At 59.6% G+C, this 24,693-nt stretch carries 21 protein-coding genes and 1 pseudogene; 12 read left to right on the top strand and 10 right to left on the bottom strand.

What is annotated here, in order from left to right; genetic code table 11:
* Positions 1–42: 42 nt before the first annotated feature.
* Positions 43–3,525: an indolepyruvate ferredoxin oxidoreductase family protein gene (locus AO388_RS24625; protein WP_054081107.1), complete on the bottom strand. Its 3,483-nt coding sequence runs from the start codon at positions 3,523–3,525 to the stop codon at positions 43–45.
* A gap of 172 nt (positions 3,526–3,697) precedes the next feature.
* On the opposite strand from AO388_RS24625, the gene AO388_RS24620 reads away from it, so the two are divergent.
* The 3 genes from AO388_RS24620 (at position 3,698) to AO388_RS24610 (ending at position 6,447) form a co-directional block, all read left to right on the top strand.
* Complete coding sequence (locus AO388_RS24620) at positions 3,698–4,165, top strand: Lrp/AsnC family transcriptional regulator (RefSeq protein ID WP_004413813.1); 468 nt, start codon at positions 3,698–3,700, stop codon at positions 4,163–4,165.
* Between the two features lie 492 nt (positions 4,166–4,657).
* Entirely contained in the window at positions 4,658–5,209 is a 552-nt protein-coding gene (locus AO388_RS24615; RefSeq protein ID WP_003350221.1) for a DUF4880 domain-containing protein, read from the top strand.
* 101 nt (positions 5,210–5,310) lie between these two features.
* On the top strand, positions 5,311–6,447 hold the full coding sequence (locus tag AO388_RS24610; RefSeq protein WP_024662357.1) for a M14 family metallopeptidase: 1,137 nt from the start codon (positions 5,311–5,313) through the stop codon (positions 6,445–6,447).
* Positions 6,448–6,483: 36 nt separating this feature from the next.
* Here AO388_RS24610 and AO388_RS24605 read toward each other — a convergent pair whose 3' ends face one another.
* The gene (locus tag AO388_RS24605) at positions 6,484–7,713 is read right to left on the bottom strand and encodes an MFS transporter (protein ID WP_058417350.1); all 1,230 of its coding nucleotides are present in this window, start codon (positions 7,711–7,713) and stop codon (positions 6,484–6,486) included.
* A 106-nt stretch (positions 7,714–7,819) separates the two neighbouring features.
* Here AO388_RS24605 and AO388_RS24600 point away from each other — a divergent pair, with 106 nt between their 5' ends.
* Both AO388_RS24600 and AO388_RS24595 read left to right on the top strand, forming a co-directional pair.
* On the top strand, positions 7,820–8,365 hold the full coding sequence (locus AO388_RS24600) for a TetR/AcrR family transcriptional regulator (protein ID WP_046719294.1): 546 nt from the start codon (positions 7,820–7,822) through the stop codon (positions 8,363–8,365).
* Positions 8,366–8,443: 78 nt separating this feature from the next.
* Positions 8,444–9,748 (top strand): leucine-rich repeat-containing protein kinase family protein, encoded by a 1,305-nt coding sequence (locus AO388_RS24595; RefSeq protein WP_046719293.1) that lies wholly within the window; start codon positions 8,444–8,446, stop codon positions 9,746–9,748.
* A 20-nt stretch (positions 9,749–9,768) separates the two neighbouring features.
* Here AO388_RS24595 and AO388_RS24590 read toward each other — a convergent pair whose 3' ends face one another.
* Positions 9,769–10,473, bottom strand: coding sequence for a YebC/PmpR family DNA-binding transcriptional regulator (locus tag AO388_RS24590; RefSeq protein WP_003364547.1), 705 nt, complete (start codon positions 10,471–10,473; stop codon positions 9,769–9,771).
* Positions 10,474–10,799: 326 nt separating this feature from the next.
* Between AO388_RS24590 and AO388_RS24585 the strand changes: the two genes are divergently transcribed.
* A complete protein-coding gene (locus AO388_RS24585) occupies positions 10,800–12,422 on the top strand; it encodes a type VI secretion system Vgr family protein (RefSeq protein ID WP_046719292.1) in 1,623 nt (540 codons plus the stop codon).
* Here AO388_RS24585 and AO388_RS24580 read toward each other — a convergent pair.
* Both AO388_RS24580 and AO388_RS24575 read right to left on the bottom strand, forming a co-directional pair.
* The gene (locus AO388_RS24580) at positions 12,362–13,135 is read right to left on the bottom strand and encodes an enoyl-CoA hydratase (protein ID WP_058417349.1); all 774 of its coding nucleotides are present in this window, start codon (positions 13,133–13,135) and stop codon (positions 12,362–12,364) included. The two genes, AO388_RS24585 and AO388_RS24580, sit on opposite strands and share 61 nt — an antisense overlap.
* An 89-nt stretch (positions 13,136–13,224) precedes the next feature.
* The gene (locus AO388_RS24575) at positions 13,225–14,433 is read right to left on the bottom strand and encodes an acetyl-CoA C-acyltransferase (protein WP_058417348.1); all 1,209 of its coding nucleotides are present in this window, start codon (positions 14,431–14,433) and stop codon (positions 13,225–13,227) included.
* 190 nt (positions 14,434–14,623) lie between these two features.
* Here AO388_RS24575 and AO388_RS24570 point away from each other — a divergent pair, with 190 nt between their 5' ends.
* Both AO388_RS24570 and AO388_RS24565 read left to right on the top strand, forming a co-directional pair.
* Positions 14,624–15,103 (top strand): LEA type 2 family protein, encoded by a 480-nt coding sequence (locus AO388_RS24570; protein WP_003411342.1) that lies wholly within the window; start codon positions 14,624–14,626, stop codon positions 15,101–15,103.
* Positions 15,104–15,233: 130 nt separating this feature from the next.
* Positions 15,234–16,112: a glycoside hydrolase family protein gene (locus tag AO388_RS24565; RefSeq protein ID WP_058417347.1), complete on the top strand. Its 879-nt coding sequence runs from the start codon at positions 15,234–15,236 to the stop codon at positions 16,110–16,112.
* A 37-nt stretch (positions 16,113–16,149) separates the two neighbouring features.
* Here AO388_RS24565 and AO388_RS30120 read toward each other — a convergent pair.
* Positions 16,150–16,446 (bottom strand): annotated as a pseudogene (locus tag AO388_RS30120) (hypothetical protein); the annotation flags it as partial.
* A gap of 591 nt (positions 16,447–17,037) precedes the next feature.
* On the opposite strand from AO388_RS30120, the gene AO388_RS24560 reads away from it, so the two are divergent.
* Positions 17,038–17,280: a hypothetical protein gene (locus AO388_RS24560; RefSeq protein ID WP_044309348.1), complete on the top strand. Its 243-nt coding sequence runs from the start codon at positions 17,038–17,040 to the stop codon at positions 17,278–17,280.
* Complete coding sequence (locus tag AO388_RS24555) at positions 17,277–20,018, top strand: glycoside hydrolase family 3 protein (protein WP_058417346.1); 2,742 nt, start codon at positions 17,277–17,279, stop codon at positions 20,016–20,018. The genes AO388_RS24560 and AO388_RS24555 overlap by 4 nt, the downstream gene beginning before the upstream one ends.
* A 16-nt stretch (positions 20,019–20,034) precedes the next feature.
* On the opposite strand, the gene AO388_RS24550 is transcribed toward AO388_RS24555, so the two are convergent.
* The 3 genes from AO388_RS24550 to AO388_RS24540 all read right to left on the bottom strand — a co-directional run bounded on the left by AO388_RS24550 (position 20,035) and on the right by AO388_RS24540 (position 22,441).
* Positions 20,035–20,685, bottom strand: a complete 651-nt coding sequence (locus AO388_RS24550; protein WP_004413838.1) for a TetR/AcrR family transcriptional regulator — start codon at positions 20,683–20,685, stop codon at positions 20,035–20,037.
* Positions 20,686–20,707: 22 nt separating this feature from the next.
* Entirely contained in the window at positions 20,708–22,069 is a 1,362-nt protein-coding gene (locus tag AO388_RS24545; protein ID WP_058417345.1) for an MATE family efflux transporter, read from the bottom strand.
* A 117-nt stretch (positions 22,070–22,186) separates the two neighbouring features.
* Entirely contained in the window at positions 22,187–22,441 is a 255-nt protein-coding gene (locus tag AO388_RS24540) for a hypothetical protein (RefSeq protein WP_003315380.1), read from the bottom strand.
* 153 nt (positions 22,442–22,594) lie between these two features.
* Between AO388_RS24540 and AO388_RS24535 the strand changes: the two genes are divergently transcribed.
* Positions 22,595–22,912 carry a DUF883 family protein gene (locus tag AO388_RS24535; RefSeq protein WP_003364576.1) on the top strand — a complete coding sequence of 106 codons (318 nt, stop codon included), beginning with the start codon at positions 22,595–22,597 and terminating at the stop codon, positions 22,910–22,912.
* A 91-nt stretch (positions 22,913–23,003) separates the two neighbouring features.
* On the opposite strand, the gene AO388_RS24530 is transcribed toward AO388_RS24535, so the two are convergent.
* The gene (locus AO388_RS24530) at positions 23,004–23,345 is read right to left on the bottom strand and encodes a hypothetical protein (protein ID WP_003364578.1); all 342 of its coding nucleotides are present in this window, start codon (positions 23,343–23,345) and stop codon (positions 23,004–23,006) included.
* 267 nt (positions 23,346–23,612) lie between these two features.
* On the opposite strand from AO388_RS24530, the gene AO388_RS24525 reads away from it, so the two are divergent.
* On the top strand, positions 23,613–24,683 hold the full coding sequence (locus tag AO388_RS24525) for a M4 family metallopeptidase (protein ID WP_004413842.1): 1,071 nt from the start codon (positions 23,613–23,615) through the stop codon (positions 24,681–24,683).
* The last annotated feature ends 10 nt before the right edge of the window (positions 24,684–24,693 follow it).

Below are 24,693 nucleotides of genomic sequence, written 5' to 3'. Positions count from 1 at the left end.
CGTGCCAACGCTGAGCTGGCACGCTGATTGGTATTGCCCTCCTCAGGCAGCCGCCTCATACAGCTTCGGCGCGGCCACTTCGCCGCTTTCCAGGCTCTTGCGCAGAATATCGGCCTGCACGGCAGCTGCTTTCATGGCGCTTTCCTTGATGTAGCCATAGCCGCGAATGCGTTCCGGCAGGCGTGCCAGACTCAAGGCGGTGTGGCGATTCTGCGCCTGAAGGTGCTGCAGGATCAGTTCGACATCGCTGACATAGCGATCAATCAGCGCCCTCTCCTGCTGACGCTCAAGGCTGCGACCGAACGGATCGAGCGCCGTACCACGGAGAAATTTGAACGCCGCCAGCACATCGAAAGCGCGCAGCATCCACGGGCCAAAGCTGCGTTTGCGTGGCAGGCCCGTGTGCGGGTCGCGCTTGGCCAGCCACGACGGTGCCAGATGAAACTCCAGTCGATAGTCACCTTCGAACTGCGCCTGCAACTGGCGGGCAAACTCGCCGTTGCTGTACAGCCGCGCCACTTCGTATTCGTCCTTGTACGCCAGCAATTTGAAGTAATTGAACGCCACAGCCTCGGTCAGCGTCGGCTGCTGACCGGGGAACGCCCGCGATTCGCTGTCGCGTACGCGTTGCACCAACGCCAGATAGCGCTTGGCGTAAGCCGCGTTCTGATACTGCTTCAAGGCATCGACGTTGCTCTGGATACGCTGATCAAGGTCCATCGGTTGCGGCTCGCTGACCTTGTCTTGCGGATTGACGAAGGCCTCCACGGCGGCGGGATCATGCGCGGTACGACGGCCCCAGAGAAACGCCTGCTGATTCAGGTTGACCGCAACGCCGTTGAGTTCGATGGCCTTCTCGATGGCCGCCGAGGTCAATGGAATCAGGCCCAGCTGGAACGCATAGCCGAGCATGAACAGGTTGCTGGCGATGCTGTCGCCCATCAATCGGGTGGCCAGCGAGGTGGCTTCGACAAAGTGGGTCTTCGCCGCGCCGACCGCCTCGATGATGGTCTGCTTCATGGCCTCGGCCGGGAACACGGCATCCGGATTGCGCGTGAACTCGGCGGTCGGTGTTTGCTGGCTGTTGACCACCGCATGGGAAATCTTGCTGTCGAGCTTGGCGATCGCATCCGGGCCGGCAGCCACCAGCAAGTCACAGCCGAGCAGCAGGTGCGCTTCACCGGCGGCGATACGCACGGCGAACAGATCCTCCTGGCGCGCGGCAATGCGGATATGGCTGACCACCGGACCGAATTTCTGTGCCAGACCGGCCTGATCAAGCACGCTGCAGCCCTTGCCTTCCAGATTCGCGGCATAGCCCAGCATCGCGCCGACGGTGGTCACCCCTGTGCCGCCGACACCCGGCAGGAGAATATTGAACGGCCTGTCGAGCGACGGCAGTGCCGGTTCTGGCAGACGCGCGAACGCCTCGACCTGCTTGGGCAACACAGGTTTGCGCAGTTTGCCGCCATGCACCGTAACGAAGCTTGGGCAGAAACCCTCGACGCAACTGAAATCCTTATTGCAGGCGCTCTGATCGATTTCGCGCTTGCGCCCCTGTGCCGTTTCCTTGGGCAGCACAGACAGGCATCCGGATTTCACCCCACAATCGCCGCAGCCTTCGCACACCGCCGGGTTGATCAACGCGCGCTTTTCCAGGTCAGGCATGGTGCCGCGTTTGCGACGGCGGCGCTTTTCGGTGGCGCAGGTCTGGTCGTAGATGATGACCGACACGCCTTTGAACTCGCGTAACTCGCGCTGCACGCTGTCCAGGTCGCGCCGGTGATGAAAGGTGGTAATCGGCGCGAAGTCCTCACGACTCGGGTACTTGTCCGGCTCGTCGGAAACCAGCGCGATGCGCAGCACGCCTTCGTTGAACACCTGACGGCTCAGTTGATCGACGCGCAGCACGCCGTCGATCGGCTGGCCACCGGTCATGGCCACCGCATCGTTGTAGAGAATCTTGTAAGTAATGTTGACCTTGGAGGCCACTGCCGCACGCAGCGCCAGGTGCCCCGAGTGAAAATAGGTACCGTCGCCCAGGTTCTGGAAAACGTGCGGAGTTTCGGTGAACGGTGCCTGACCGATCCAGGTCACGCCCTCGCCGCCCATCTGGGTGAACGTATCGGTTTCGCGATCCATCCAGATGGTCATGTAATGGCAGCCGATCCCGGCCAGGGCGCGACTGCCCTCCGGAACCCGTGTCGAGGTGTTATGCGGGCAGCCGGAGCAGAAATGCGGGGTGCGCTGGGTAGTGAACAGCGGTGCCTGCAACGCTTGCTCCTTGTCGCTGAGAAACTGCAGGCGCGCGTCGATCTGCGGGCTGCTATAGAACGGCGCGAGGCGTTTGGCGATCACCCTGGCAATCATCGCCGGGGTCAGCTCACTGAGGTTCGGCAGCAGTGAACGGCCCTGCTCATCGAACTCGCCGACCACCACTGGCCGCCGTTCAACAGGCCAGTTGTAGAGCTGACCGGTCAGCTGGTCTTCAATGACACTGCGTTTTTCCTCGACCACCAGAATTTCGTCCAGCCCTTCGGCAAAATCGTGCACCGACACCGGTTCCAGCGGCCAGCTCATGCCGACCTTGAGCACGCGAATCCCGACCTTCTCGCACAGCTCCTGATCGATACCCAGCTCTTCGAGGGCCTGCCGCACGTCCAGATAGGACTTGCCGGTGGTGATGATCCCCAGCCGGGGTTGCGCAGAATCGATCACCACCTTGTTCAACTGGTTGGCGCGCGCGAAGGCCCTGGCGGCGTAGATCTTGTAGGTATTGAGTCGGGCCTCCTGAGCCAGCGGCGGGTCCGGCCAGCGGATGTGCAAACCGCCTTCGGGTATGTCGAAGTCTTCAGGGATACGGGTTTTGATCCGCAATGGATCGACCTCGACCACCGCGGAAGAGTCGACGTTCTCGGCAATGGTCTTCATCGCCACCCAGCAACCGCTGTAGCGCGACAGCTCCCAGCCAATGATGCCGTAGTCGAGAATCTCCTGGACATTACTGGGGTTGAGCACGGGGATCATCGAGGCGATGAACGCATGCTCGCTCTGGTGAGCGATGGTCGATGATTTGCAGCCGTGGTCGTCGCCCGCCAGGATCAGCACGCCGCCATTGGCCGCAACACCGGCCGAGTTGCCGTGCTTGAACACATCACCGCAACGATCTACGCCCGGCCCCTTGCCGTACCAGAGGGCGAACACGCCATCGTACTTGCCATGCGGGAACAGGTTGACCTGTTGACTGCCCCAGACCGCCGTGGCGGCCAGTTCTTCGTTGATGCCCGGCTGAAAATGGATGGCGTTTTGTTGCAGGTAGTCCTTGGCGTCCCAAAGGCTCTTGTCCAGATTACCCAGCGGCGAACCGCGGTAGCCAGAGATGAACCCGGCAGTGTTCAGGCCCTGCGCCTCATCGCGCTGCTTTTGCAGCATCGGCAGGCGGGTCAGGGCCTGTGTGCCGGTCAGGTACAGATTGCCGGTGGCAAGCCGGTATTTATCATCCAGACGAATATCAGCCAGGGACATGCGCATACCTCTCTTGTTCTTATAAGTCAGGTCATTTGCACCGGGACGGTCCTGCCCGGCAGCCTTGCAACTAGACTGCCAGCAGCAAAGAGGCTTTTTCTTTCTAAATGCGCGCAAATCTGCTGATATTCAGCATGCTTTTTTCGGCCAGAACAAAAAACAAGGTCAATTCATGCAGCCAAAATTGAGCCCTATCGATCGCAGGATTCTTCGTCTGCTGCAACATGACGCCAGCCTGTCGGCAGCGGAAATCGCCGAACGCGTCGAGCTGTCGCAATCGCCCTGCTGGAGACGCATTCACCGCCTTCAGGAAGACGGGGTGATCGAACGCACGGTCGCCCTGCTCAGCACCCAGAAGCTGGGACTGAGCATGACGGTGTTCGTCGAGGTCAAGCTGTCAGGCCATGGCCGTCGCTATCTGGCGGAGTTCGAGGAGGCGATCATCGGCCACCCCGAGGTGCTGGAGTGCTACACGATGGCCGGGGGGATGGATTTCATGCTCAAGGTGGTCGCTCAGGACATCGCCAGCTACGAGCGCTTTCTGCGCGATCATTTGCTGCAATTGCCCCACGTCCACGAAGCCCATTCAAACATCGCCATGAGCACGGTGAAGCGCACCACGGAGCTGCCGCTGGACTAGGCGATATCGGGGAGAAGCCAGAAAAGAAAATCCGCCGAGCGAGCGCTGGCGGATTATCGGTATCAATGAGGGCAATAAAAACATTTGACTTGCAAATGATAATGATTATTATTGCATCAGCGGGTCGCGAGACTCGCTGGATAACCGGGAAGTCTTAGGTCGGCTTCCTGATTATCTCCTCATCAGGCTAATCACGGTTTTTGACCCGGCTTTTTGCCGGGTCTTTTTTTGGTTCTTTCTTTATGGTTTCGCTGCTTCAGGCTAATGAAGTCTGGGTGTTGCGCGGTGTGTTGCAATGACGCGGATCATAGCAAAGGCCACTCGATCAAGGCCATGCTTTTAGGGCAAAAACGCCACGATGCGGCAGATAAAAAGTAATTGCTGCGACTTTTCACTTGAGAATGATTCTCGTATTCACTAGTCTATTCTTGTCACGGACGCTACCCGACATCACAAGGAAGACTCCCATGGACGATCAGCGAGCTATACATCATGAGTAATCAGCTCTCGTCTCTACTGCACCTCCCTGTCCGCGTGCCCGAGCCGCAACCCACGCTGCAGGCCATTGAACTCGGTCACCGACTGGGCAAGCTCTCGCGCCGGACCCGGCAGATATTCCTGCTCAGCCGACTCGACGGACTGGCCTATCCCGACATCGCGCGCTTCATGAACGTCGATATCGCCCGGGTAGAGCGTGCGATGCTTCGTGCGCTGGGCAAGGCCCACGTACCTGGCGCGGCAGACACCCCAAGCGCTGCCATTCAGGCTGCCATTCAGAATCAGGCCAGTCGCTGGTATGTGCACCTGCAGAGCCCAGCGGCAACCGCCAGCGAACGCATCGAATTTCGCCACTGGCTGGACGCCGACGCCGCGCACCTTTCGGCCTTCCAGAACAGCGAGCGACTGTGGCGTCAGTTGCAGGCGCCCGCCTCGCTGCTCGGCGCATCCGGCTGGCATCGGCGCAAGCGCAGTGTGTATCTGATCTGGTGCCTGCTGACCGCCTTCATCTGCAGCCTGATGGTCACCGCCGAGGCCATATCCTGAGGCGCAGATGACCGTTGCAGTGAAGTTTACGTCGCAGGGCGCGATGTTGATCGGTGTACAGTAGTGGCCTGAAAAGGCATCTACGCAAGCAGGCACCTATCTTGACTCTCACTATTGGTTCAGATTTCGACAGCGGCAACATTCAGGTTCTCGACGCAAGCGACCCGGCGCATATCAGGCTGGCGATTCGGCCCGACACGCAAAGCGCGCATTTCCAGTGGTTTCATTTCAAGGCAGAAGGCCTGAACGTCGGCCAGACCTATGGCTTCAGCCTGACCAATGCCAGCGAATCCACGTTCAACAGTGCCTGGACCGGCTACAACGCCGTGGCGTCCTACGACCATGAGAACTGGTTTCGGGTAGCGTCGGATTTCGACGGCAAGGCGCTGAATTTCAGCCTGGCCCCGGACCAGCCGCAAGTCTGGTTTGCGTACTTCGAACCCTACAGCCGCGAACGCCATGAGTGGCTGATCGAACAGGCGCAGGAAAAAGCCGGTGCGCAGTTGCTGGCTGTCGGCAAAAGCGTCGAGGGTCGGGATATTCAACTGCTGCGCAAAGGCAACGGTGCCGAAGGCAAACGCAGGATCTGGATGATTGCTCAGCAGCACCCTGGCGAACACATGGCCGAATGGTTCATGGAGGGCGTAATCGAACGCCTCCAGCAAAAGGATGACGCCGCGCTGCAGCAATTGCTGGCAGAAGCGGATCTTTACCTGGTACCGAACGTCAACCCGGACGGTGCCTTTCATGGCCACTTGCGCACCAACGCCAACGGCAAGGACCTTAATCGTGCCTGGCAGGACAGTACCGAAGCGCTGAGTCCGGAAGTGTCTTTCATCAGGCAGCAGATGGAAAAGTACGGCGTGGACATGTTCCTCGACGTGCACGGCGACGAGGAAATCCCCTACGTATTCACTGCCGCCTGCGAAGGTAATCCGGGGTATAGCGCACAGCAACGCCAGCTTGAAGAGCGATTTCGCAGCCGCCTGTGCGAGGTCAGCGACAACTTCCAGACGACTCATGGCTATCCACGCAGCGCGCCCGGTCAGGCCAACATGAACCTGGCCGCCAATGCTGTGGGCGAACGCTACAAGTGCCTGTCACTGACCCTGGAAATGCCGTTCAAGGATCACGACAACGCGCCAGACCCGGTCACCGGCTGGTCAGGCAAGCGCTCCGCGCAACTGGCCGGGGATATACTGACCGTGTTGTCCGAGATGGTAAAAGAGCTGCGTTAAGGGCTGTCCTGCCTTCAGGCAAACCGAAATGCCCACCTATGCGCGGGCATTTTTGTTTGCGCTGGCGGCACGGCGTACGATCAGACTGGCCAGCGCGATCAGCGCCAGCGTGATCACCACTGCCCCGTAGACATTGCTGGTCATCACCAGCCCCGCCGAGTGGGCAAAGAAGCCGGCGACCAGTGCCGGTATGCAGAAGGCCAGGTAGCTGAGCACCAGAAAAGCAGACATCAGCCCGCCCCGCTCGTGGGCATGCGCCAAGGGCATGAGCATGCGCAGCGCGCCCAGAAAGCTCGACCCGAAACCCACACCTGCGACCACTGCGCCGACGAAAAACAGCCACAGCAAACCCAGGTTGATCGAAAGCAGGATCACCGCGACACCCAGCGGCAGAAAGCTCGCACCTACCCACAAGCCGAGTACCGGCTCGCGCTGACGCAACGTCAGAATCGCCGCCGCGCCGCTGAGGGTCAGCGCCGCAACCGCCAGGCCGCCATTGAGCGGTGAGGTGGAGCCGGTCGCCGCTACCAGCAAGGACGGGCTCAACGACAGAAAGAAGCCACCCAGCGCCCACGCGGCGATGTCCACCGGCAGAACCAGCCACAGCATGCGCCGTGCCTGCTGCGGTACATGCAGCGAGGGCTTGAGGGATTGCCAGACACCGGGCTGAGGACTGACGGTTTCTTCGACGCGTCCCAGGTACAGGGCCTGACTCAGAAATGCGGCCAGCAGCAAGCAGTAACCGAGCATCAACGGCAACGGCGCGAACTGCGCCAGCAGTGCCGTCCCCAGAGCGCCAACGGCCATGCCGAGCATCGGCGAAATGCTGTTGATCAACGGCCCCTTGACCGAATCATTGTCCAGCAAGGCTGCGCCCAGTGCGCTGGCAGCCAGACCTGTTGCAAAACCCTGCAGCAGGCGCGCAGCCACCAGCCAGTTGACGTCACTGGCCAGAATGAACAGCAGCATCGAGACGCTTTGCAGCAGCAAGGCGCCGAAAATCACCGGGCGCCGCCCCAAATAGTCAGACAGCGACCCGCCCATCAACAAGGCAGCCAGCAGGCTGAATGCATAGACTGCAAAAATCAGGGTAAGCACGCCCGCCGAGAATCCCCATGCTTCCTGATAAAGGTGATAAAGCGGCGTGGGCGTGCTGGACGCGGCAAAAAAGCATAACGTGGTAAACGCCAGAAACCCGAGATGGTTTCGTGCCCGACCGTCAGACTTCACGTCTGGCGACGTCGAATCGTGTGAAGAAAGGGACATGGATACGCTCTCCGCCAATGCAACCTGTTAAAGCCATAAATTAGCTTTTGCGGAGTGTGCGACGTGATAGCGCTTAAAGCAAATACTTTGTGTTAAGGTCCGCCGTATGGCTATTAAAGAAGCAGTTCGCACCGGAGGCCGCAGTGCCCGTGTGCAGGAATCCATCCACCGCGCCGTCCGCGATTTGTTGCAGGAGCACGATCGGTCGGCACTCAGCGTGCCGATGATCGCGACCCGCGCAGGCGTTACGCCGTCGACCATTTATCGCCGCTGGGGTGATCTGACCACGTTGCTGGCGGACGCTGCCCTGGAGCGTCTGCGCCCTGACGTACCGATCGATCAGGGCAGTCTGCATCAGGACCTGCTGACCTGGAGTGAAATGTATCTGGACGAAATGTCCTCGGCACCTGGCCGGGCATTGATGCGCGATGTCGCCGCCAGTACCTCCGGCTGTGTCGGCAAGTGTGCGGCAATGGTTCGCGAGCAGCTGCAGGTCATGATCGATCGCGCCATCGCTCGCGGCGAGGTTTCCCCCAGTGCCGACGACATTATTGATGCCGTCATCGCGCCGATGATTTACCGGATTCTGTATGCCGAATCGGCGCCGACGCCCGAACGCGTGCGTCAATGGGTCGACCGCTGCCTGAGCTGAGCCGCTTTGCAGGGAGTCAGCGGGCGCAACTCCCGTTATCATGCGCGCCTCGTCCGACATCAATGACCGAACCTATTCATGCACACCCTCGCAGATCTACGCGCCGGCAAGCTGGCAGGCACCCAACGGCTTGACCTCTCCTGTGACCTGAGCGAATTCCCGGTTGAAATCTTTGGCCTGGCCGACACGCTGGAAGTCTTGAATCTCAGTGGCAACAGGCTGACCTCACTGCCTGACGACCTGTGTCGCCTGACCCGCCTGCGCGTGCTGTTCGCGTCAGATAACGCCTTTACGCACCTGCCGGAAAGCATTGGCCAATGCCAACAGTTGCAGATTGTCGGCCTCAAGGCCAATCGCATAGAACAGGTCAGCGCCGCAGCACTGCCGCCGCGCCTGCGCTGGCTGATCCTCACCGACAACCGCATCGAGTCGCTGCCCGACGAACTGGGCCGCCGCCCGGACCTGCAAAAGCTGATGCTCGCCGGCAACCGCTTGCGCACCCTGCCCGCGACCCTCGCGCAGTGTCACAAGCTGGAGCTGATCCGCATTGCGGCCAATCGTCTGACCGAGCTGCCGGACTGGCTGCTGAGCCTGCCTGCCCTGGCATGGCTCGCCTTCGCCGACAACCCGCTGTGCGCTGAACGCCCCACCGCGCCGATTCGTGAAATCCCCTGGCAACACCTCAGCCTCCATCAACGCTTGGGCGAAGGTGCGTCGGGGATCATTCAGCAGGCGGTCTGGCAAGACGCCGGCGATGAGCACATGGCAGCGGTCAAGCTGTACAAGGGCGCGGTCACCAGCGATGGCTCGCCGCTCAATGAAATGGCCGCCTGCATCGCCGCAGGCCGCCACGCACAGCTGATCGAGGTGCTTGGACAGATCAGCGGGCATCCCGAGCATCAGCGCGGCCTGGTCATGGCGCTGATAGCCCCCGACTTCGGCAATCTTGCCGGCCCGCCGAGCCTGGAATCCTGTAGCCGCGATGTCTACGCCAGTGACACGCGCTTTTCCCTGCCCGTGCTGCTGCGCCTCGCTGAAGGCATTGCATCGGTTACCGCGCACCTGCACGCCCGCGGTATCACGCATGGCGACCTGTATGGCCACAACATTCTTGTGCAGGAGGATGGCAATTGCCTGCTGAGCGACTTCGGTGCGGCGTCCTTTCACCCGTCAGCCGGGCTGGGAGAGGCGCTGGAGCGCATCGAAACGCGGGCATTCGGTATCTTGCTGGGGGAATTGCTCGAACGTTGCGAGGCAGATCCGCAGGATCAGGACGTCATGGCGGGTCTAACGGCGCTGCAGGCAAGCTGCGTGCAGCCTGATTGCCAGCAACGACCGTCGCTGGCAGAGATTCTTCTACAGATAAAAACATGGAGCGCGTAAAGCGCTCCATTGCGCAGTGATCAGCCTGCCAGACCCACGTAAACGTTCTGCACGTCATCATGGTTGTCGATGGCTTCGAGAAACGCTTCGACTTCGGCCATCTGCTCATCGGTCAGGCCGTCCACGGTGCTTTTCGGGCGGTAGCCCAGTTGCGCGGACTGGACGGTGAAACCGAATTCCGGAAGCGCCTTGCAGACTGCGTCCATGTCGGTGGACTCGGTGAGGAACAGCGTCGCGCCTTCTTCACCTGGCTCGAAATCCTGGGCACCGGCCTCGATTGCCGCCAGCTCCGGGTCGGCATCCGCTGCTGCAGGAACAGCCTCGATCATGCCCTGATACAAAAAGTCCCACGAAACCGAACCCGCAGCACCCAGCTGGCCCTTGCGGAACAGCACGCGAATTTCCGAGACCGTCCGGTTGATGTTGTCGGTCAGGCACTCGACGATCACCGGCACGCGGTGTGGCGCAAAACCTTCATAGGTCAGACGCTCGAAGTTGACGCTTTCGCCCAGCAGGCCGGCGCCTTTCTTGATGGCGCGTTCCAGAGTCTCGCGCGGCATCGAGGCCTTTTTGGCCTGCTCGACCACCAGCCGCAGACGCGAGTTCATGTCCGGGTCTGCACCAGCACGAGCCGCGATCATGATTTCCTTGGACAGCTTGCCAAACGTACGTCCCTTGGCATTGGCTGCCGCTTCTTTATGCTTGACCTTCCACTGTGCGCCCATGTCTGCTCTCTTGATTCGCTAGGCGCCTCGCCGCCTGCGTCTGCATGACTCACAGAACGCGGCGCAGGCAAGGCGCTGAAAAAGGGTCACCGGCAAATACCCTGTCCGGCGCGGCGCATTTTATACGCGATCACGGCAGATGAAACCCCCGACAGGCAGATTGGCCTGACGAACTGGCCAAGATGACTATCAATCCGGCCAACGGCACTCATCGTCTTTCCATCAACGCTTGTAGGCTCTTTCCGAAAAACCTTGCAGCAATGCTTTTGTAACCCCGTATTCCGTAACCTTCGCGGCCCCGTTTTTGAAGCTAGAGAGCCCCGCGGATGCGCAAGGACCTGCAAGTGCCCTTCATGCTGGCGATCACCGACTGCCAGCCGGATCTGCATATCATCAGCTTCGCCGGCCATGAAGCCCTCAACGAAACGTATCGCTTCGACATCTGGATGATCGGCAGCGACCCGCAGTGGGATGTGCACAGCCTGCTGCAACGCGAAGCGTTTTTAAGCTTCGGCGAATCCGGCGGCGGCAGGCATGGCCGTATCGAGCATGCGGCCCGGCTCCACAGGGGGGCTCGAATGAGCCTTTACCATCTGATCCTGATGCCTGATCTGCAACAACTGGCGCAGCATCGACATCGCCGCACCTATCAGGACCTTGCGATCCCTCAACTGATCATGCGATTGCTTGAAGCGCACGGCATCGGAGCAAACGCTTACCGCTTCGAGCACATGAACGGCCTTTATCCTGCCAAACCGTTGCACATCCAGTACGACGAAAGCGATCTGCACCTGTTGCAGCGCCTGTGTGAGGAAGAAGGCATGCATTTCCGTTTCGAGCATCGACGGAGCGGCCACCGGCTGGTGTTCTCGGACGACCCAGCCAGCTTTCCGGCGCAGCCATTGCCGGTGCGCTTCAAGCGACCGCAAGCGTCAGGCGCGTTACGAGATACGCTGTTGCACCTGGCCGAGCGACTGGCGTTTGCGCACGTTTCAAAACAAGTCGCCGAGCACCCGCAACCTGCGCATGCACCCTCATCGCTGCACGATGAACATCCTCTGACGATAGCGGCCAATCATGCCTTTCAACCGCCAGGCGTTCGTGGAGCAATCAGTCACCAGGAGGCACTGAGTCGGCAGCGTGGCAGTCGCAGGCTGGAGCGCCTGCGTTGCGAGCGGCGCGATGTCAGAGGCCAAAGCACCGACACCGCCTTACAGTGTGGTGAAGTCATTCAGGTGCTCGATCACCCAGAGCCATTGCTCAACGACCAATGGCTAGTGACCGAAGTCGCTCACGCTGGCAGGCAGTTACAGGTGCTGAAGGGTGTCGCCGCTCATGATGCGCTGGCAATCCTGCGCATCCTCGTGGAAGCGCAACGTTCGTCACCCGAGGCTGAACAGCTGCAAGGCAACGGCTACTGCAACAGTTTCAGGGTAATACCCTGGGCGACGCCGTTTCGCCCCTCGATCAGCCACCCTCGACCTGCGGTCACCGGTGAGCATTTCGCCACATTACAGCGCAACGGCATGCAGCCGGACCCACCCGGATATCGCTCAATCCGCTTCGACTGGCACGTACAGGATCTGGAAGACGAACCCGCACAGCGCTGGCCGTTGGCCGAGGTCGCTTGCGCGGAGGTTCATCGGCTACCGCCGGGCGCACGTGTGTTGGTGCGCTACCTCGACAATCATCCCGAACGGCCGGTGATTTGCGCAGTACTGTCACCGGGTCATGAGCTGGACGGGATGACCGCACAGCCGGCTGGCTGTATTCGAGTGGCGAGCGGTCGGCACTTGCACGTCAATGCCCACGACGGATTGCTGGTACGCGGGCAAACCGCGGCGCTGCAGGTCGACGCGCAACGTATCCTGATCGTGGGCCATGAAGATCAGCAGTCCTTGAAGTCGGGCTGGCGTTTGTCGATAAAGGCGCGCATGCCCTCTTTCTGATCCTGGCTGGCGAAGGCGGCGTGAAAAACCCGGCGCTCGAAGCGAATACCTTCGGCCAGGCTGACCTCGAATGCGCGATTGACGCTCTCCTTGACCATCATCGCCACTGGCAGGGATTTACTGGCGATCACCGCTGCCACTGCCAGCGCTTCCGGCAGCAACTGATCGAGCGGCAGCACGCGGGCCACCAGACCGGCGCGCTCGGCCTCTTGAGCATCGATCAATCGGCCGGTCAGGCACATTTCCATGGCCTTGGCCTTGCCGACCGCGCGAGTCAGTCGCTGCGTACCGCCCATGCCGGGCAACACGCCGAGATTGATCTCGGGCTGTCCGAACCTGGCGTTTTCGGCAGCCAGAATGAAATCGCACATCAATGCCAGCTCACAGCCGCCCCCCAAGGCAAAACCGGCCACCGCAGCCACCACGGGTTTGCGTCGCGCGGCGACCCGGTCGCTTTCACGAAACAGGTCATCGAGATAGATCTGCGGGTAGGACAGGTCGACCATTTCCTTGATGTCCGCACCGGCGGCGAAAGCTTTTTCCGAGCCGGTCAGTACGATGCAGCCGATCGCGCTGTCCGCATCGAACTGGTCGAGGGCATGGTTCAATTCGTTGATCAGGCGCGCATTCAGGGCGTTCAACGCTTGGGGCCGGTTCAGCTTGATCAGACCTACTTTATCTATAACCTCCATGAGAATAGTCTCGTAAAGCATTGATAAATATCCTTTTTATTTAATTAGGCAATTAATATTTTTTATAGAATCAACATTCGATTATTAGATCAAGTTATTGATTAGTAAGGCTAATTCAAAATCTCGACAGCGATTGCAGTAGCCTCGCCGCCGCCGATGCAGATCGCCGCAATGCCGCGCTTGAGCTGTCGACGCTGCAACGCTGCCAGCAGCGTCACGATGATACGCGCACCCGAGGCACCGATCGGATGGCCCAGCGCGCAGGCACCGCCATTGACGTTGACCTTTTCGTGCTCAAGCCCCAGCTCGCGCATCGCCACCAGCGGCACGACGGCGAACGCCTCATTGATCTCGAACAGGTCCACGTCGTCCAGGCTCCAGCCCGTCTTGCCCAGAAGGCGCTGAATGGCCCCTATCGGCGCCGTTGGAAACAGGCCCGGCTGGTCGGCAAACGCCGCGTGCGCATGAAACACCGCCAGAGGCCGCAGGCCACGCCGCCTAGCCTCGGACTGGCGCATCAACAGCAGCGCTGCCGCGCCATCGGAGATAGAGCTGGAGTTGGCTGCGGTGACCGTGCCGCCCTCGCGAAACGCGGGTTTGAGTGTGGGAACCTTGTCCGGACGCGCCTTGGGCGGCTGCTCGTCGTGGGTGATTTGCTTCGACTCTTTGCCTACGGTGACCTGCACCGGCACGATCTCGGCGTCGAAATGGCCTCCGGCAATGGCCTGTTGCGCGCGAGCCAGTGACGCCAGCGCAAAGGCATCCTGCGCCTCGCGAGTGAAACCGTTGAGCCGCGCGCAGTCCTCAGCGAAGGTGCCCATCAGCCGACCTGGCTCATAGGCATCCTCAAGGCCGTCGAGAAACATGTGATCGAGCACTTTGCCATGCCCCATGCGATAACCGCTGCGCGCGCGGTCCAACAGGTAAGGCGCATTGGACATGCTCTCCATGCCGCCAGCCACCACCACCGCAGTCCTGTCTGCCAGCAACAGGTCATGGGCCATGATTGCGGCCTGCATGCCGGAACCGCACATTTTGTTGACCGTGCTGCACAGCGTCGCATGGCTCAGCCCGGCACCCAGCGCCGCCTGTCGAGCGGGTGCCTGGCCGAGGCCTGCCGGCAATACACAACCAAACAGCACGTGCTCCACGTCTGCAGGCTCGATGCCTGCGCGTTCTACAGCGGCACGGATGGCGATAGATCCCAGCGCGGTGGCGCTGAGGCTCTGCAGGTCGCCCTGAAAACCACCCATGGGCGTGCGCAGGGCACTGACAATGACCACGGGGTCTTGATGAGGGGGTGTCCTTTCGATGGACATGGCTATCTCCAGTCTTGTTTTTATAGGTACGGTTTTCTATAGGTACGCGGGAATCATCAACCTGCTGCCGTGCAGACGCAATGGTTGAGGCAGGCAGATTAGCCGCTATCCCGGCATCGTGCCCGACGCGACGAATCTCTCACCACTGGCGAGGTCTGAAGATCACTGAACCTGACGCTGGAGCACACGAATGTCGCTACGCCTGATCCGCGCCCTGCTCTCCGGGCTGCTTATCCTCGGCTTGAGCGCCTGTGCGCTGATTCCCCATCGAGACCCGCTGACAATCAGCGTCGTGGGTATCGAACCCATCCCCGGCCAGGGTCTGGAACTGCGCATGGCGGTCACGTTGCGGGTGCAGAACCCAAACGAAACCGAGATCAACTACAACGGCGTCGCGTTGGACCTCGACGTGAACGACAGACTATTGGCCTCCGGGGTCAGCAACCAGAAAGGCACTGTAGGACGCTTCTCCGAGGCGGTGCTGGTGGTGCCGGTCAGCGTGTCGGCATTCGCTGCCTTGCGCCAGGCACTGGGGCTCAGTCAGAGCCAGCGTCTGGACAATCTGCCCTATACGCTTCGCGGCAAACTGGCTGGCGGCCTGTTCGGCACGATGCGCTTCAGTGACAGCGGCACGCTGGATTTGCGCCAGGCCGAGGGAGATCCCTGGTAACAAGTGATTATGGGTGGCACTGCCTGTCCGGGTTCTGGCAGGGTAAACGGGACGATACAGGTGGCATGCTTTCTGCTCGCTGACTGCAGCGCATGCCCTGCGCCTCCCCACCCTCAAGGAAGATTTGCCAATGACCCCGCAGAATCCGTCAGCACGTTTTTTCCCGACCTTTCTGGCCCTTGTGACGCTGATGTTCAGCCTGTGCATGGCACCGACATGGGCTGCAGAAAAAAGCGCCAAGCGCGGCATTGCCTACGACATCGCCCTGCCCGCCGACCTGAGTGCGTTATCTTCGGGCGTGAGCTGGTGGTACAACTGGAGCCCCAGACCCCATGACCGTCTGGCGTCGTACGATTATGCATCGATGTACGGCGTGGATTTCATCCCGATGGTATGGAACGGCAACGTTGACGACGGGCAGTTGAAGCAATACCTGCTGGCTCATTCAGCCATCCGCTATTTGCTGGTGATCAATGAGCCGAATCTGCTCGACCAGGCCAACATGACGCCCGAAGCGGCAGCCAGCTTCTGGCCGAGGCTGGAACAGATCGCCGCCCAGACCGGCGTAAAACTGGTGGGGCCAGCGATGAACTGGGGAACCATGCCGGGCTACGGCGACCCGGTGGTGTGGCTCGATGCCTTTTACACAGCCTATCGATCGATGAATCAGAATCGGGACCCGCGCATCGATTACCTGGCTTTTCACTGGTACGACTATGGCTTGCCGGGAATGCTCGATCGGCTGTCGAAGTACGGAAAACCCTTTTGGATCACCGAGTTCGCCAATTGGCACGCCCTGGATGACGGTGCGCAGATTGATTCAGTCGACAAGCAGAAGCAGCAGATGGCGGAAATGGTCGCCACTCTCGAGCAGCGCCAGGACGTGTTCAGATACGCTTGGTTCACGGGCCGGATGAACCCTGACCCGCACTTTTCCAGCTTGCTGGACGCTGAGGGCAAGCTGACCGAACTGGGCCAGTATTACCTCTCGCTGCCACACAGCGAGTAACCTCCCGCTGCTCGGCCAACGCGTCTTTGCAGCCTCTCAGCGAGGCCGCGCCGATCTCGGTCAGACCGCTGATGATGTGCTGGGTATAGGGAAATGATTGATCGGGCTCCAGGACTCTTGTCGAGATCAGCAGCCCTTCCCCGACCAGCGTGTCGACGGTTGCCACACAGACGTGGATTGCCGGAGCGCTTGAATACGCGCGCACCAGCTCCCTGTAGATCTGACCGAATGTCAGTTTTTGCGGTTTGCTGAAGCACAGGCGACTGACGATGTGCAGCACTGCAAGGTCCAGCCGTTGTTTTTCGTCACTCACCACTGTTGCCTTTAACTTAATGAAACCTGACGCGCGACCGACTGAATATGCCTGTCGTTTTTCTGCGTCGACACACAGCTTCGGTCAATCGACAATGCACACTTGCACGTCCATTTTTTAAATGGCCACGAATAAAATTAATGACGCCGATTATCAGTCGCGCACGGTAATCCCTGAACAATTCCTTTACAGGTTAATTAAATAACTGGCGCATCCCAATACTTTTATCTCTCGTACCAGGCTTTTTAAAGCGCGCACGAACCGCGAGGATGCAAAGCTTACCAGCCCTCTAAACCTAACGACAATTAGGTTTATCAAAAAACAATAAACCCCTATTTTTCTCCGTTATTTTGGATTTTTATAGCTTTAAAATAGCCATTTTATCTAATTTATGCTTAAAAATGCGCTTAAATTCTCTGCCTTCATCTGGAAAAATCAGATGATAGCCACATGACATCATTTATTAAAATCTTCATTACTCATACTTTAGCGACCGGTGAACTTTTTTCGCTCTCGCTGGACTGAGTGTTCAGCCGAGCAATAGGCGATTACAACAGCCGTCCGTTTTTATCCTGCAAACCATCAATCGAGATTCAATCGATGACTAGATCAATGCTGTCTGTTTTCAGTGCAGTACTTCTGTGCGCGCAAAGTGCCTTAACTTTCGCCGCGGACTCAACTTCCAGCACACCTGCCACCGGGTCCGATCAACAGATCCGGACGCAGGTGGAAGCCAAGCGCGACCAGTTATCAGGCGCCGACAAGATCAAACCGGCTCAACAACAGAGTTCGTCGTCCCTGCTCGAAACGCCGGTGGACACCGACGACGCCCCTGCCCAGGCACAACGACCATGAACAACCTCAATCAACCGATCACATCGACCGGAAGGACACTTGCCTTGTCAGCTTTCAAACAGACCCTGGGCCTGAGTCTGCTGACGTTCAGCGTCATGCAGGCCAACCTGGCACTCGCCGCCGTGACCCCGGCGACCGGCAACGAAGTCGAAGCGCGCGTCAGCTCGATTCTCGACAACATGAACCAGTCGGAAAAAATCAACTTCACCCGCGTCGACGACGGCCACATGATCCCGTCCCTGCTCAAGTGGGGCATCAAGGGCACCGTGGCGTATGACTCGTCCATGGGGGTACACGTCAACAACGCCACGTTCGGCGCGCAATACCCTTCGCAGTCTGCGCTGGCAGCGACCTGGAGCATCAACCGGGCCAAGGAGTTCGGTCTGGCCATCGCTTATGAAACGCGCATTTCCGGCGGTCAGCAGATGCTCTCGCCAGGCGTGAACCTGTACCGGACACCCTACAACGGCCGCTCGGCAGAATACGTCAGCGGTGAAGACCCGTTCCTCGGCGCCGTGCTGGCACCCGCTATCGTCAACGGCATTCAGGCTCAGGGTATCCAGGCCAGCGGCAAGCACTACCTGGCCAACGAACAGGAAGCCAATCGTCAGGCGGTCGACGTCAAGGTCGATGAGCGCACCCTGCGCGAACTGTACCTGCCAGGCTTCGAGTCGATGGTGAAGAACGCCAATGTCGCCTCGATCATGTGTGGCTTCAACAAGATCAACGGCGACTACGCCTGTGAAAACCATCACCTGATCACCGAAGTGCTCAAGGGCGAATGGGGCTATCAGGGTATGGTCATCAGTGACTTCAACGCCATTCATGATGCCTTCAAGGGCGCGTGGGCCGGTACGGACATCGACATGCCCTCCGGCCTGCAGTTTACCGAAGCCAAACTCCTGCCCTACCTGTGGAGCGGGCAACTGACCCAGAACGTGATCGACGACAAGGTCAAACGCAACCTGCGCGGCATCGTCAGCTACGACCTCCAGAACAACCTCAACACCGCCAAGACACTCGAGCATCCGGAATACGGCATGCGTGCCGCGCTGAATACCGCGCGCGAATCCATCGTGTTGCTGCGCAACGAGAACACCGCTGCCGGCAAACCACTGCTGCCGCTGGACCGTTCGGCAAAAATCGCCGTGATCGGCAACTGGGCGCACGACGTACCGGCGTCGCCTTTCGGCACCGCCAATTCCCCGCCCAACAGCTACGTGACCGAGCTGAGCGGTTTGCAGCAACTGGCATCCAGCAGCAGCGATGTCACGTATCTGTCAGAGATGAGCCTGAATCCGGCGAGTTCGGTGTGGTATCAGCCAGCAACCGGCGATAACGGGATCAGCAACGCCGGGGTAAAAGCCGAATACTTCTCCAACACCAGCTTTTCCGGTGACCCGGTGCTGACGCGTGTCGAACCCGGCGTGAACCTGAACTGGACCACCGGCAGCAACGTGACCAACACAGGCAGCACTGCGGTGTCTGGCTTCAGCCCGACACCCGGCGCCTTCTCGGCACGTTTCACCACCACCATCAAGCCCACCATCTCGGGCGCCCAGGCGTTCAAGGTGCGTGCGGACGGCCCATACAAACTCTGGGTCAACGATGAGCTCATCGTGCAGAGCGACGGTGTGCCTTACTCGGGCGATGTGGTGAATGCGCTGACAACGTCGGGGAAAACTGCAGCATTGTCGGCCGGCAAGACCTACACCGTGAAACTGGAATACCAGCGCGTGCAGGGTAATTTCATTCCGGTACTGGGCGGCCTGACAGGCGTGCAGATGAGCTGGGCTGCGTTGCGTCCGCCAAAGGACCTGTCGAAATACGATGCGGTGGTGGTTGCGACCGGGACTACGTCTGAAAACGAAGGTGAAGGTTCCGACCATGGCTTCGATCTGCCGGACCAACAGGCTGAACTGATCAGCTTCGTCGCCAAGGCCAACCCCAACACCATCGTCGTCATGCACGGCGGTGGCGTGGCCAACATGCAGCCATGGGCGAACAAGGTCGGCGCCACGCTGCAAGCGTGGTTCCCGGGTCAGCAAGGCGGTCAGGCACTGGCCGAGATTCTCTACGGCAAGGTCAACCCGTCGGGCAAGTTGCCGGTCACGATCGACAAAAAGATCGAGGATAACCCGAGCTATGCCTCCTATCCGGATCCGGCGGCCTATCGCGGCAGCAACCCGCTGACCGAGATGACCTACAGCGAAGGCCTGTACATGGGTTATCGCGGGTATGACAAGAAACACGCCAAGCCGCTTTATCCGTTCGGTTATGGCCTGTCCTACACCACGTTCAGCTACAGCGACCTGAAACTGTCGACCAACGTGCTGACGCCAGGCTCGACGATCGACGTAAAATTCACGGTGACCAACACCGGCGACAAGGCAGGCTTCGAGGTGGCGCAGTTGTATGTGCAGCCGGTCAAACCTGCTGTGGACCGTCCGGAGAAAGAGCTCAAGGGCTTCACCAAGGTGTACCTGCAGCCGGGCGAGAGCAAGACCGTCAGCGTACCGATAGACTCGCGCTCCCTGGCTTACTACGTCGACAAGACTGCAAGCTGGGACGTCGATGCCGGGAAGTTCAAGATCCTCGTCGGTGCGGATTCGGAGAACCTCACACTCAACAGGACGCTGATCACCCTGTACCCGGAAAAACTGACCACGCGTGACAGCAACCCGCTGCCATTGCCACTGCGCAAGGCAGTCCAGGTCAGCGCGGCACAGACCTACTGATGTACCCCTTCAAGGCTCATGGATGAGCCTTGATATCCCTTCCCAATCGCTGCACGTAGATATCGAAAACCGCCATGACATCCACGTCCTGAGGGCTTCGCAGCCACTGAATCTGCAAGCCGTCCATGACCGAGAAGATCTCCTGGGCCAGGGCTTTGACATTGATATCGCTGCGCACTTCCCCCGCCTCTATCAACCCCTGCAAATGCCCGCGTGCGTGTTCGTGGGTCAGTTGGAATCGTTCAAGGTGCCAGGCCCAGGCCGGGTGCGCCTTCGACAGGCTCTCGGTATTCATCAGCAACGCTGCCTGACACTCCTCGGCATTCTCGATGCTGAAACTCATGCTCAGCTTGAGAAACTTCAGAAACCCTTCGAGCGTCGGCTCGGTGACCAGATCCTGAAAGCGCGAAGTGACCCGCTGGTCCCTGCGCTCCAGCAAGGCCGCGAGTAATGCTTCCTTGTTGGGGAAATGGTGAAGCAATCCGACCGTGGTGATACCGGCAAGCAGTGCAACCTCGCGCATCGACGCACTCGAATAGCCGTCTCTGGCAAAAACAACAGTAGCGGCGTCCAGCAAGGCCTTTCGGCGCATGTCTCCCTTGGGTGCGCGGCGACGCTTGGGTGGAGCCGTTTCTGCGGATTCATTCCCTGATTCTTCGATGACCATAAAAACCTGATAACGCCTTGATTCAATGTGCCCCGATGCTCATGACCGGGGCCCTGCTGGTAAAAAACCGTTTCGCCGTCAGCGACGCCGTGGTGATGGAGATCAGCGCGATGAGCGCATTGCCGGTAAACATGCCGGGCAAGGCGCCGCTGCTGCCGAACCAGTGGGTCCCGGCGAAGACGAACGGCACTGTACCCGCCGTTGCCCTGAGCCAGGCAAACACCGCGACCCACCACGACCTGTTCATGGTGATGAATACCGCGATGGCGACAAAATCCAGACCAATCAGAACCCAGAGACCGCCGCCCCACAAACAAAAGGCCATGAACACGGCGCGGGCTTCGTCCCCCAGTTGGTAGAGGTCGGCGATCATGCCTCCACAAAGCACCAGCACCAGCCACACGGCCAGCCCGTAGCAGACCACCAGTCGCCGGGTAAAAGTGACCGCGGAACGCACGCGATCATCGCGGCCCGCACCAATGTTCTGACCCAGCACCGGAGCCAGCGCGCCAGGCAAGGCAAAAAAAGCGCAGTACGAAAACTGTATGACTCGATCCAGCACGGTCATCGCGGCCAGAGCCGAGGTGCCGAATGCCGAAAGCGAGGCGACAAGATAAGCCAAACCGACTGGCGTCGCCAGATTTGCCGCCATCGCCGGGAGCGCCAGCCTGAAGGTATGCCGCGCGTGCAGGCGCAACAGTTTCAGATGACGCGTGAACACCATGCCTATTCGGCTGCGCACCCAATACAGACCGATGGACGCGGAAACTGCTGCAGACACGGCAAACGCGATACCAGCACCGTCGAGCCCCAGGCCGAGCCCAAAAATGAAAAACGGGTCCGCCACTGCCAGTGTGGCGGCAGCGGACAGCACGACGCCCATGGCCCTACGGTTGTCACCAATGGTTCTGAGCATTTGCGCCGACATCTGCATCACCGCCTGCAACGCGGTAAAAGGCAAAGTCAGCCAGATAAAACTGCGCGCTGCCTCGTAAGTGGCCGCCTCGGCACCCAGCCATCGCATGATCGGCACGATAAACGTCAATTGCGCGGCGGCGGCCAGACCGCTGACCATGATCACCATGAGCATCAGGCTGGCGGTGAGCCTGGGTATCGATCTGGCTGCCCGATGGCCGATGCGTGCAGCAAGCACCGAGGCCCCGGCGATAATCAGGCCGGTTGCCAGCGCGCCGTTGAAAAACATCAGGACCTTGGCAATGCCGACAGCCGCCAGAAGCGCGGGGTCATGCAGCATCGATACGTAGACCAGCGTGAGAATGTCGACCAGAAAGACGGCGAACAGACTCAAGGCACTGGCACTGGCGGTAACGACGATATGGCGCGCTACGCTGCCCTGGGTAAATCTTGCACTGGCTTGGGCCATCAATGTTCTCAAAAGGCCTGACGGGTCAGGAAGGCAAGACCCCCTCACCAGGACACCCTCACGCTGAAGCGTGAAGAATGATCGGCGCGGATTGTCGGGCGCTGTCGGGTTGTGCTGCTACCTGCTCGCCGCCATCAGACGATTCACTTCACTGCGAACCATGTTGGCGTATTCCGGCGGACTCATGGTGTCCAGCTCGGACCGAACCCATTCAGACCACTTGCCCTTGCGCTTGGCGCGCTCGCCCATCAAGCGCGCCGCCTCGCCCTTGGCCTTGCCCAGATTGCTCTGCCACAGTTCGAACAGACGGGATTTTTCGTCTTCGAGAGCGGTACGCTCAGGGAGCGGCCGATTGGCCAGATTGAAACTCATCACAGTCACCTACGGCTAAAAACGGCTGCATCTTACACCCGTAAGGGGCATTGCTTGCAGAGTCTTGCGTCGGGTCATTCAAGCAATTGCAACTTTTAAGGATACGCGAGACTCCATTGAACACTGTTGCCACCACTTGAAAGGAATACACCCATGGCTCGTAAGACCCCTGCTCAACAAGCTGCCGATCAAATCAAGGATCAGGCATTCAGTGACCTGCAGGCACTGATCGAAGAATCCGACAAACTGCTCAAGGAAAGTGCTGCTCTGGTGGGTGAAGAAGCAGAGACATTGCGCGCGCAGTTGAGTGTCAAACTCAAGCAGGCACTGGACTCGATGGCCAGCGTCCGCGAGCGCACCAAGCCGGTTGTCGAAGCAACCGAAACCTACATCGGTGGTCACCCATGGCAGACCGTGGCTATTTCTGCGGGCTTTGGCCTGGTAGTTGGCCTGCTGCTGGGTCGTCGTTGATCGACTGATGAACGGCATCGCGGGCCAGTTGCTGACCCGCGATGCCGATGCACTGAAGTGTGATGAAGCAGATCTAAACCCGGCGAACGCCCTATCGGGTGTGCTGTACCACCGAAGGCTCGGCAAAACGGTGCGACTTGGTCACCTTCGCCTGTAACGCCACGCGCTCTTCCTCAGCCTTGGCCTGGCTTTCATAAGGCCCTATCAATACCTGCTGTTTGCCGTCCACGTCCACGATGATCGGGGCATAACTGCGCTCGAGTAACCAGGCGCTGGAATCGCTGACCGCCTCCCGCGAGTTCATCTGAATGAACCACTGTGGCGTAGAGACCGGAGCGGTCGCTGCCGCCCCCTGGACTTTATCCCTGGCGGGCCCGCCTCCATCGCATCCGGCCAGAGCCAGTACCGCTATCATCATTACCGTCTTGCGCACGTAGGTCTGCTCCTCGTCTGAAGTGGCGCGAGTCTAACATTGCCGCGCGGCCCGTTGATCGCCTGTGTCGAGGTGTCGCATGGGCCCTGGAATGACTTGAAGTACCCGCAATACGGGGCTATTGCCACTTCAGTCAGGTTTGGCAGTAACCACTGATCATGTAATCGGATATTTCGTTGCATATAAACGCCACGGGAGGTGTCACACGAGTGCGACCATGTTGATCGGTGGCTTGCCGCCATCGGTGCATTAGTACAGGAGTTCATCATGTGCGACGACCGAAATCCCCTGCATTGCTTCATTCCGCCTTACATGCTCGAGCGTATGGCGCAGTCCCCCAAGACCCTGGTCAGCGCCCGGGCCATTGCCAACCTGACGAGCAGTTCGGCGTTCCTCGCCTCCCGCCTGACCGCCCGAACCATGCCCTCCATGCACGCGATCAAATCGCCTGACGGACGAAAGCACCGCGTGATTCATGATGCCAAGGGCACTGACAATCTCCCCGGCGCCGTGGTGCGCAAGGAAGGCCAGGCAGCCACGGGCGACAAGGCAACGGATGAAGCCTACGATGGCTCAGGTGACGTCTATGACTTCTATGCGCAACTGTTCGAACGCAACTCACTGGACGACAGTGGCATGTCGCTGGTCTCGACGGTGCACGTCGCCGAGGTGGATTTCAACGGTGATCATGTACCGCTGAGCAATGCCTATTGGAATGGCAGCCAGATGGCTTACGGCGATGGAGATGACCTGGTCTTCAAGCGCTTTACCGGCAGCCTTGAAGTGATCGGTCATGAGCTGACCCACGGCGTGCAGAGCTTCACCTCGAACCTGGACTACCGCGGGCAATCCGGGGCCTTGAACGAGCACTTTGCCGACGTATTCGGCATGCTGGTGCGCCAGTGGAAACAAGGCACCAGCGCCGCCGAGTCGGACTGGGTGGTGGGCAAGGAGCTACTGGTGCCTGCCCCGACGCGACGAGGCATTCGCGATATGGAAAAACCCGGCACGGCGTATTCCAACGATCCGGATCTGGGTGATGATCCACAACCCGCGACAATGGCCGACCTGTACACCGGAGCCAAGGATCGCGGCGGTGTACACATCAACTCGGGCATTCCCAACCGGGCATTCGTACTGGTGGCCAAGGCGCTGGGCGGAAATGCCTGGGAAGTGGCGGGCAGAATCTGGTATGAAACGATGCTGAAGCTGGCGTCGGACAGTCAATTCGTCGATTGTGCCAAGGCCAGCATAAAAATCGCCTCCGACCCGCGCTTCGGCCCCAAAGCCAAAAAAGCCGTACAAGCGGCCTGGAAAGAGGTCGGCGTCAAGGTATAGCCAAGGTCAG

The sequence above is a fragment of the Pseudomonas sp. ICMP 10191 genome (genome assembly GCF_001467335.1).
GTDB classification, from domain to species: domain Bacteria; phylum Pseudomonadota; class Gammaproteobacteria; order Pseudomonadales; family Pseudomonadaceae; genus Aquipseudomonas; species Aquipseudomonas cerasi.
Note: the sequence above shows the minus strand (reverse complement) of the source record. Positions and strands in the feature narration are given on the sequence as shown.

Coding starts and splice junctions, on each gene's coding strand:
- AO388_RS24625 (WP_054081107.1), bottom strand. CDS start 3,525: ATGTCCCTGGCTGATATTCGTCTGGATGATAAATACCGGCTTGCCACC.
- AO388_RS24620 (WP_004413813.1), top strand. CDS start 3,698: ATGCAGCCAAAATTGAGCCCTATCGATCGCAGGATTCTTCGTCTGCTG.
- AO388_RS24615 (WP_003350221.1), top strand. CDS start 4,658: ATGAGTAATCAGCTCTCGTCTCTACTGCACCTCCCTGTCCGCGTGCCC.
- AO388_RS24605 (WP_058417350.1), bottom strand. CDS start 7,713: ATGTCCCTTTCTTCACACGATTCGACGTCGCCAGACGTGAAGTCTGAC.
- AO388_RS24600 (WP_046719294.1), top strand. CDS start 7,820: ATGGCTATTAAAGAAGCAGTTCGCACCGGAGGCCGCAGTGCCCGTGTG.
- AO388_RS24595 (WP_046719293.1), top strand. CDS start 8,444: ATGCACACCCTCGCAGATCTACGCGCCGGCAAGCTGGCAGGCACCCAA.
- AO388_RS24590 (WP_003364547.1), bottom strand. CDS start 10,473: ATGGGCGCACAGTGGAAGGTCAAGCATAAAGAAGCGGCAGCCAATGCC.
- AO388_RS24585 (WP_046719292.1), top strand. CDS start 10,800: ATGCGCAAGGACCTGCAAGTGCCCTTCATGCTGGCGATCACCGACTGC.
- AO388_RS24580 (WP_058417349.1), bottom strand. CDS start 13,135: ATGCTTTACGAGACTATTCTCATGGAGGTTATAGATAAAGTAGGTCTG.
- AO388_RS24575 (WP_058417348.1), bottom strand. CDS start 14,433: ATGTCCATCGAAAGGACACCCCCTCATCAAGACCCCGTGGTCATTGTC.
- AO388_RS24570 (WP_003411342.1), top strand. CDS start 14,624: ATGTCGCTACGCCTGATCCGCGCCCTGCTCTCCGGGCTGCTTATCCTC.
- AO388_RS24565 (WP_058417347.1), top strand. CDS start 15,234: ATGACCCCGCAGAATCCGTCAGCACGTTTTTTCCCGACCTTTCTGGCC.
- AO388_RS24560 (WP_044309348.1), top strand. CDS start 17,038: ATGCTGTCTGTTTTCAGTGCAGTACTTCTGTGCGCGCAAAGTGCCTTA.
- AO388_RS24555 (WP_058417346.1), top strand. CDS start 17,277: ATGAACAACCTCAATCAACCGATCACATCGACCGGAAGGACACTTGCC.
- AO388_RS24550 (WP_004413838.1), bottom strand. CDS start 20,685: ATGGTCATCGAAGAATCAGGGAATGAATCCGCAGAAACGGCTCCACCC.
- AO388_RS24545 (WP_058417345.1), bottom strand. CDS start 22,069: ATGGCCCAAGCCAGTGCAAGATTTACCCAGGGCAGCGTAGCGCGCCAT.
- AO388_RS24540 (WP_003315380.1), bottom strand. CDS start 22,441: ATGAGTTTCAATCTGGCCAATCGGCCGCTCCCTGAGCGTACCGCTCTC.
- AO388_RS24535 (WP_003364576.1), top strand. CDS start 22,595: ATGGCTCGTAAGACCCCTGCTCAACAAGCTGCCGATCAAATCAAGGAT.
- AO388_RS24525 (WP_004413842.1), top strand. CDS start 23,613: ATGTGCGACGACCGAAATCCCCTGCATTGCTTCATTCCGCCTTACATG.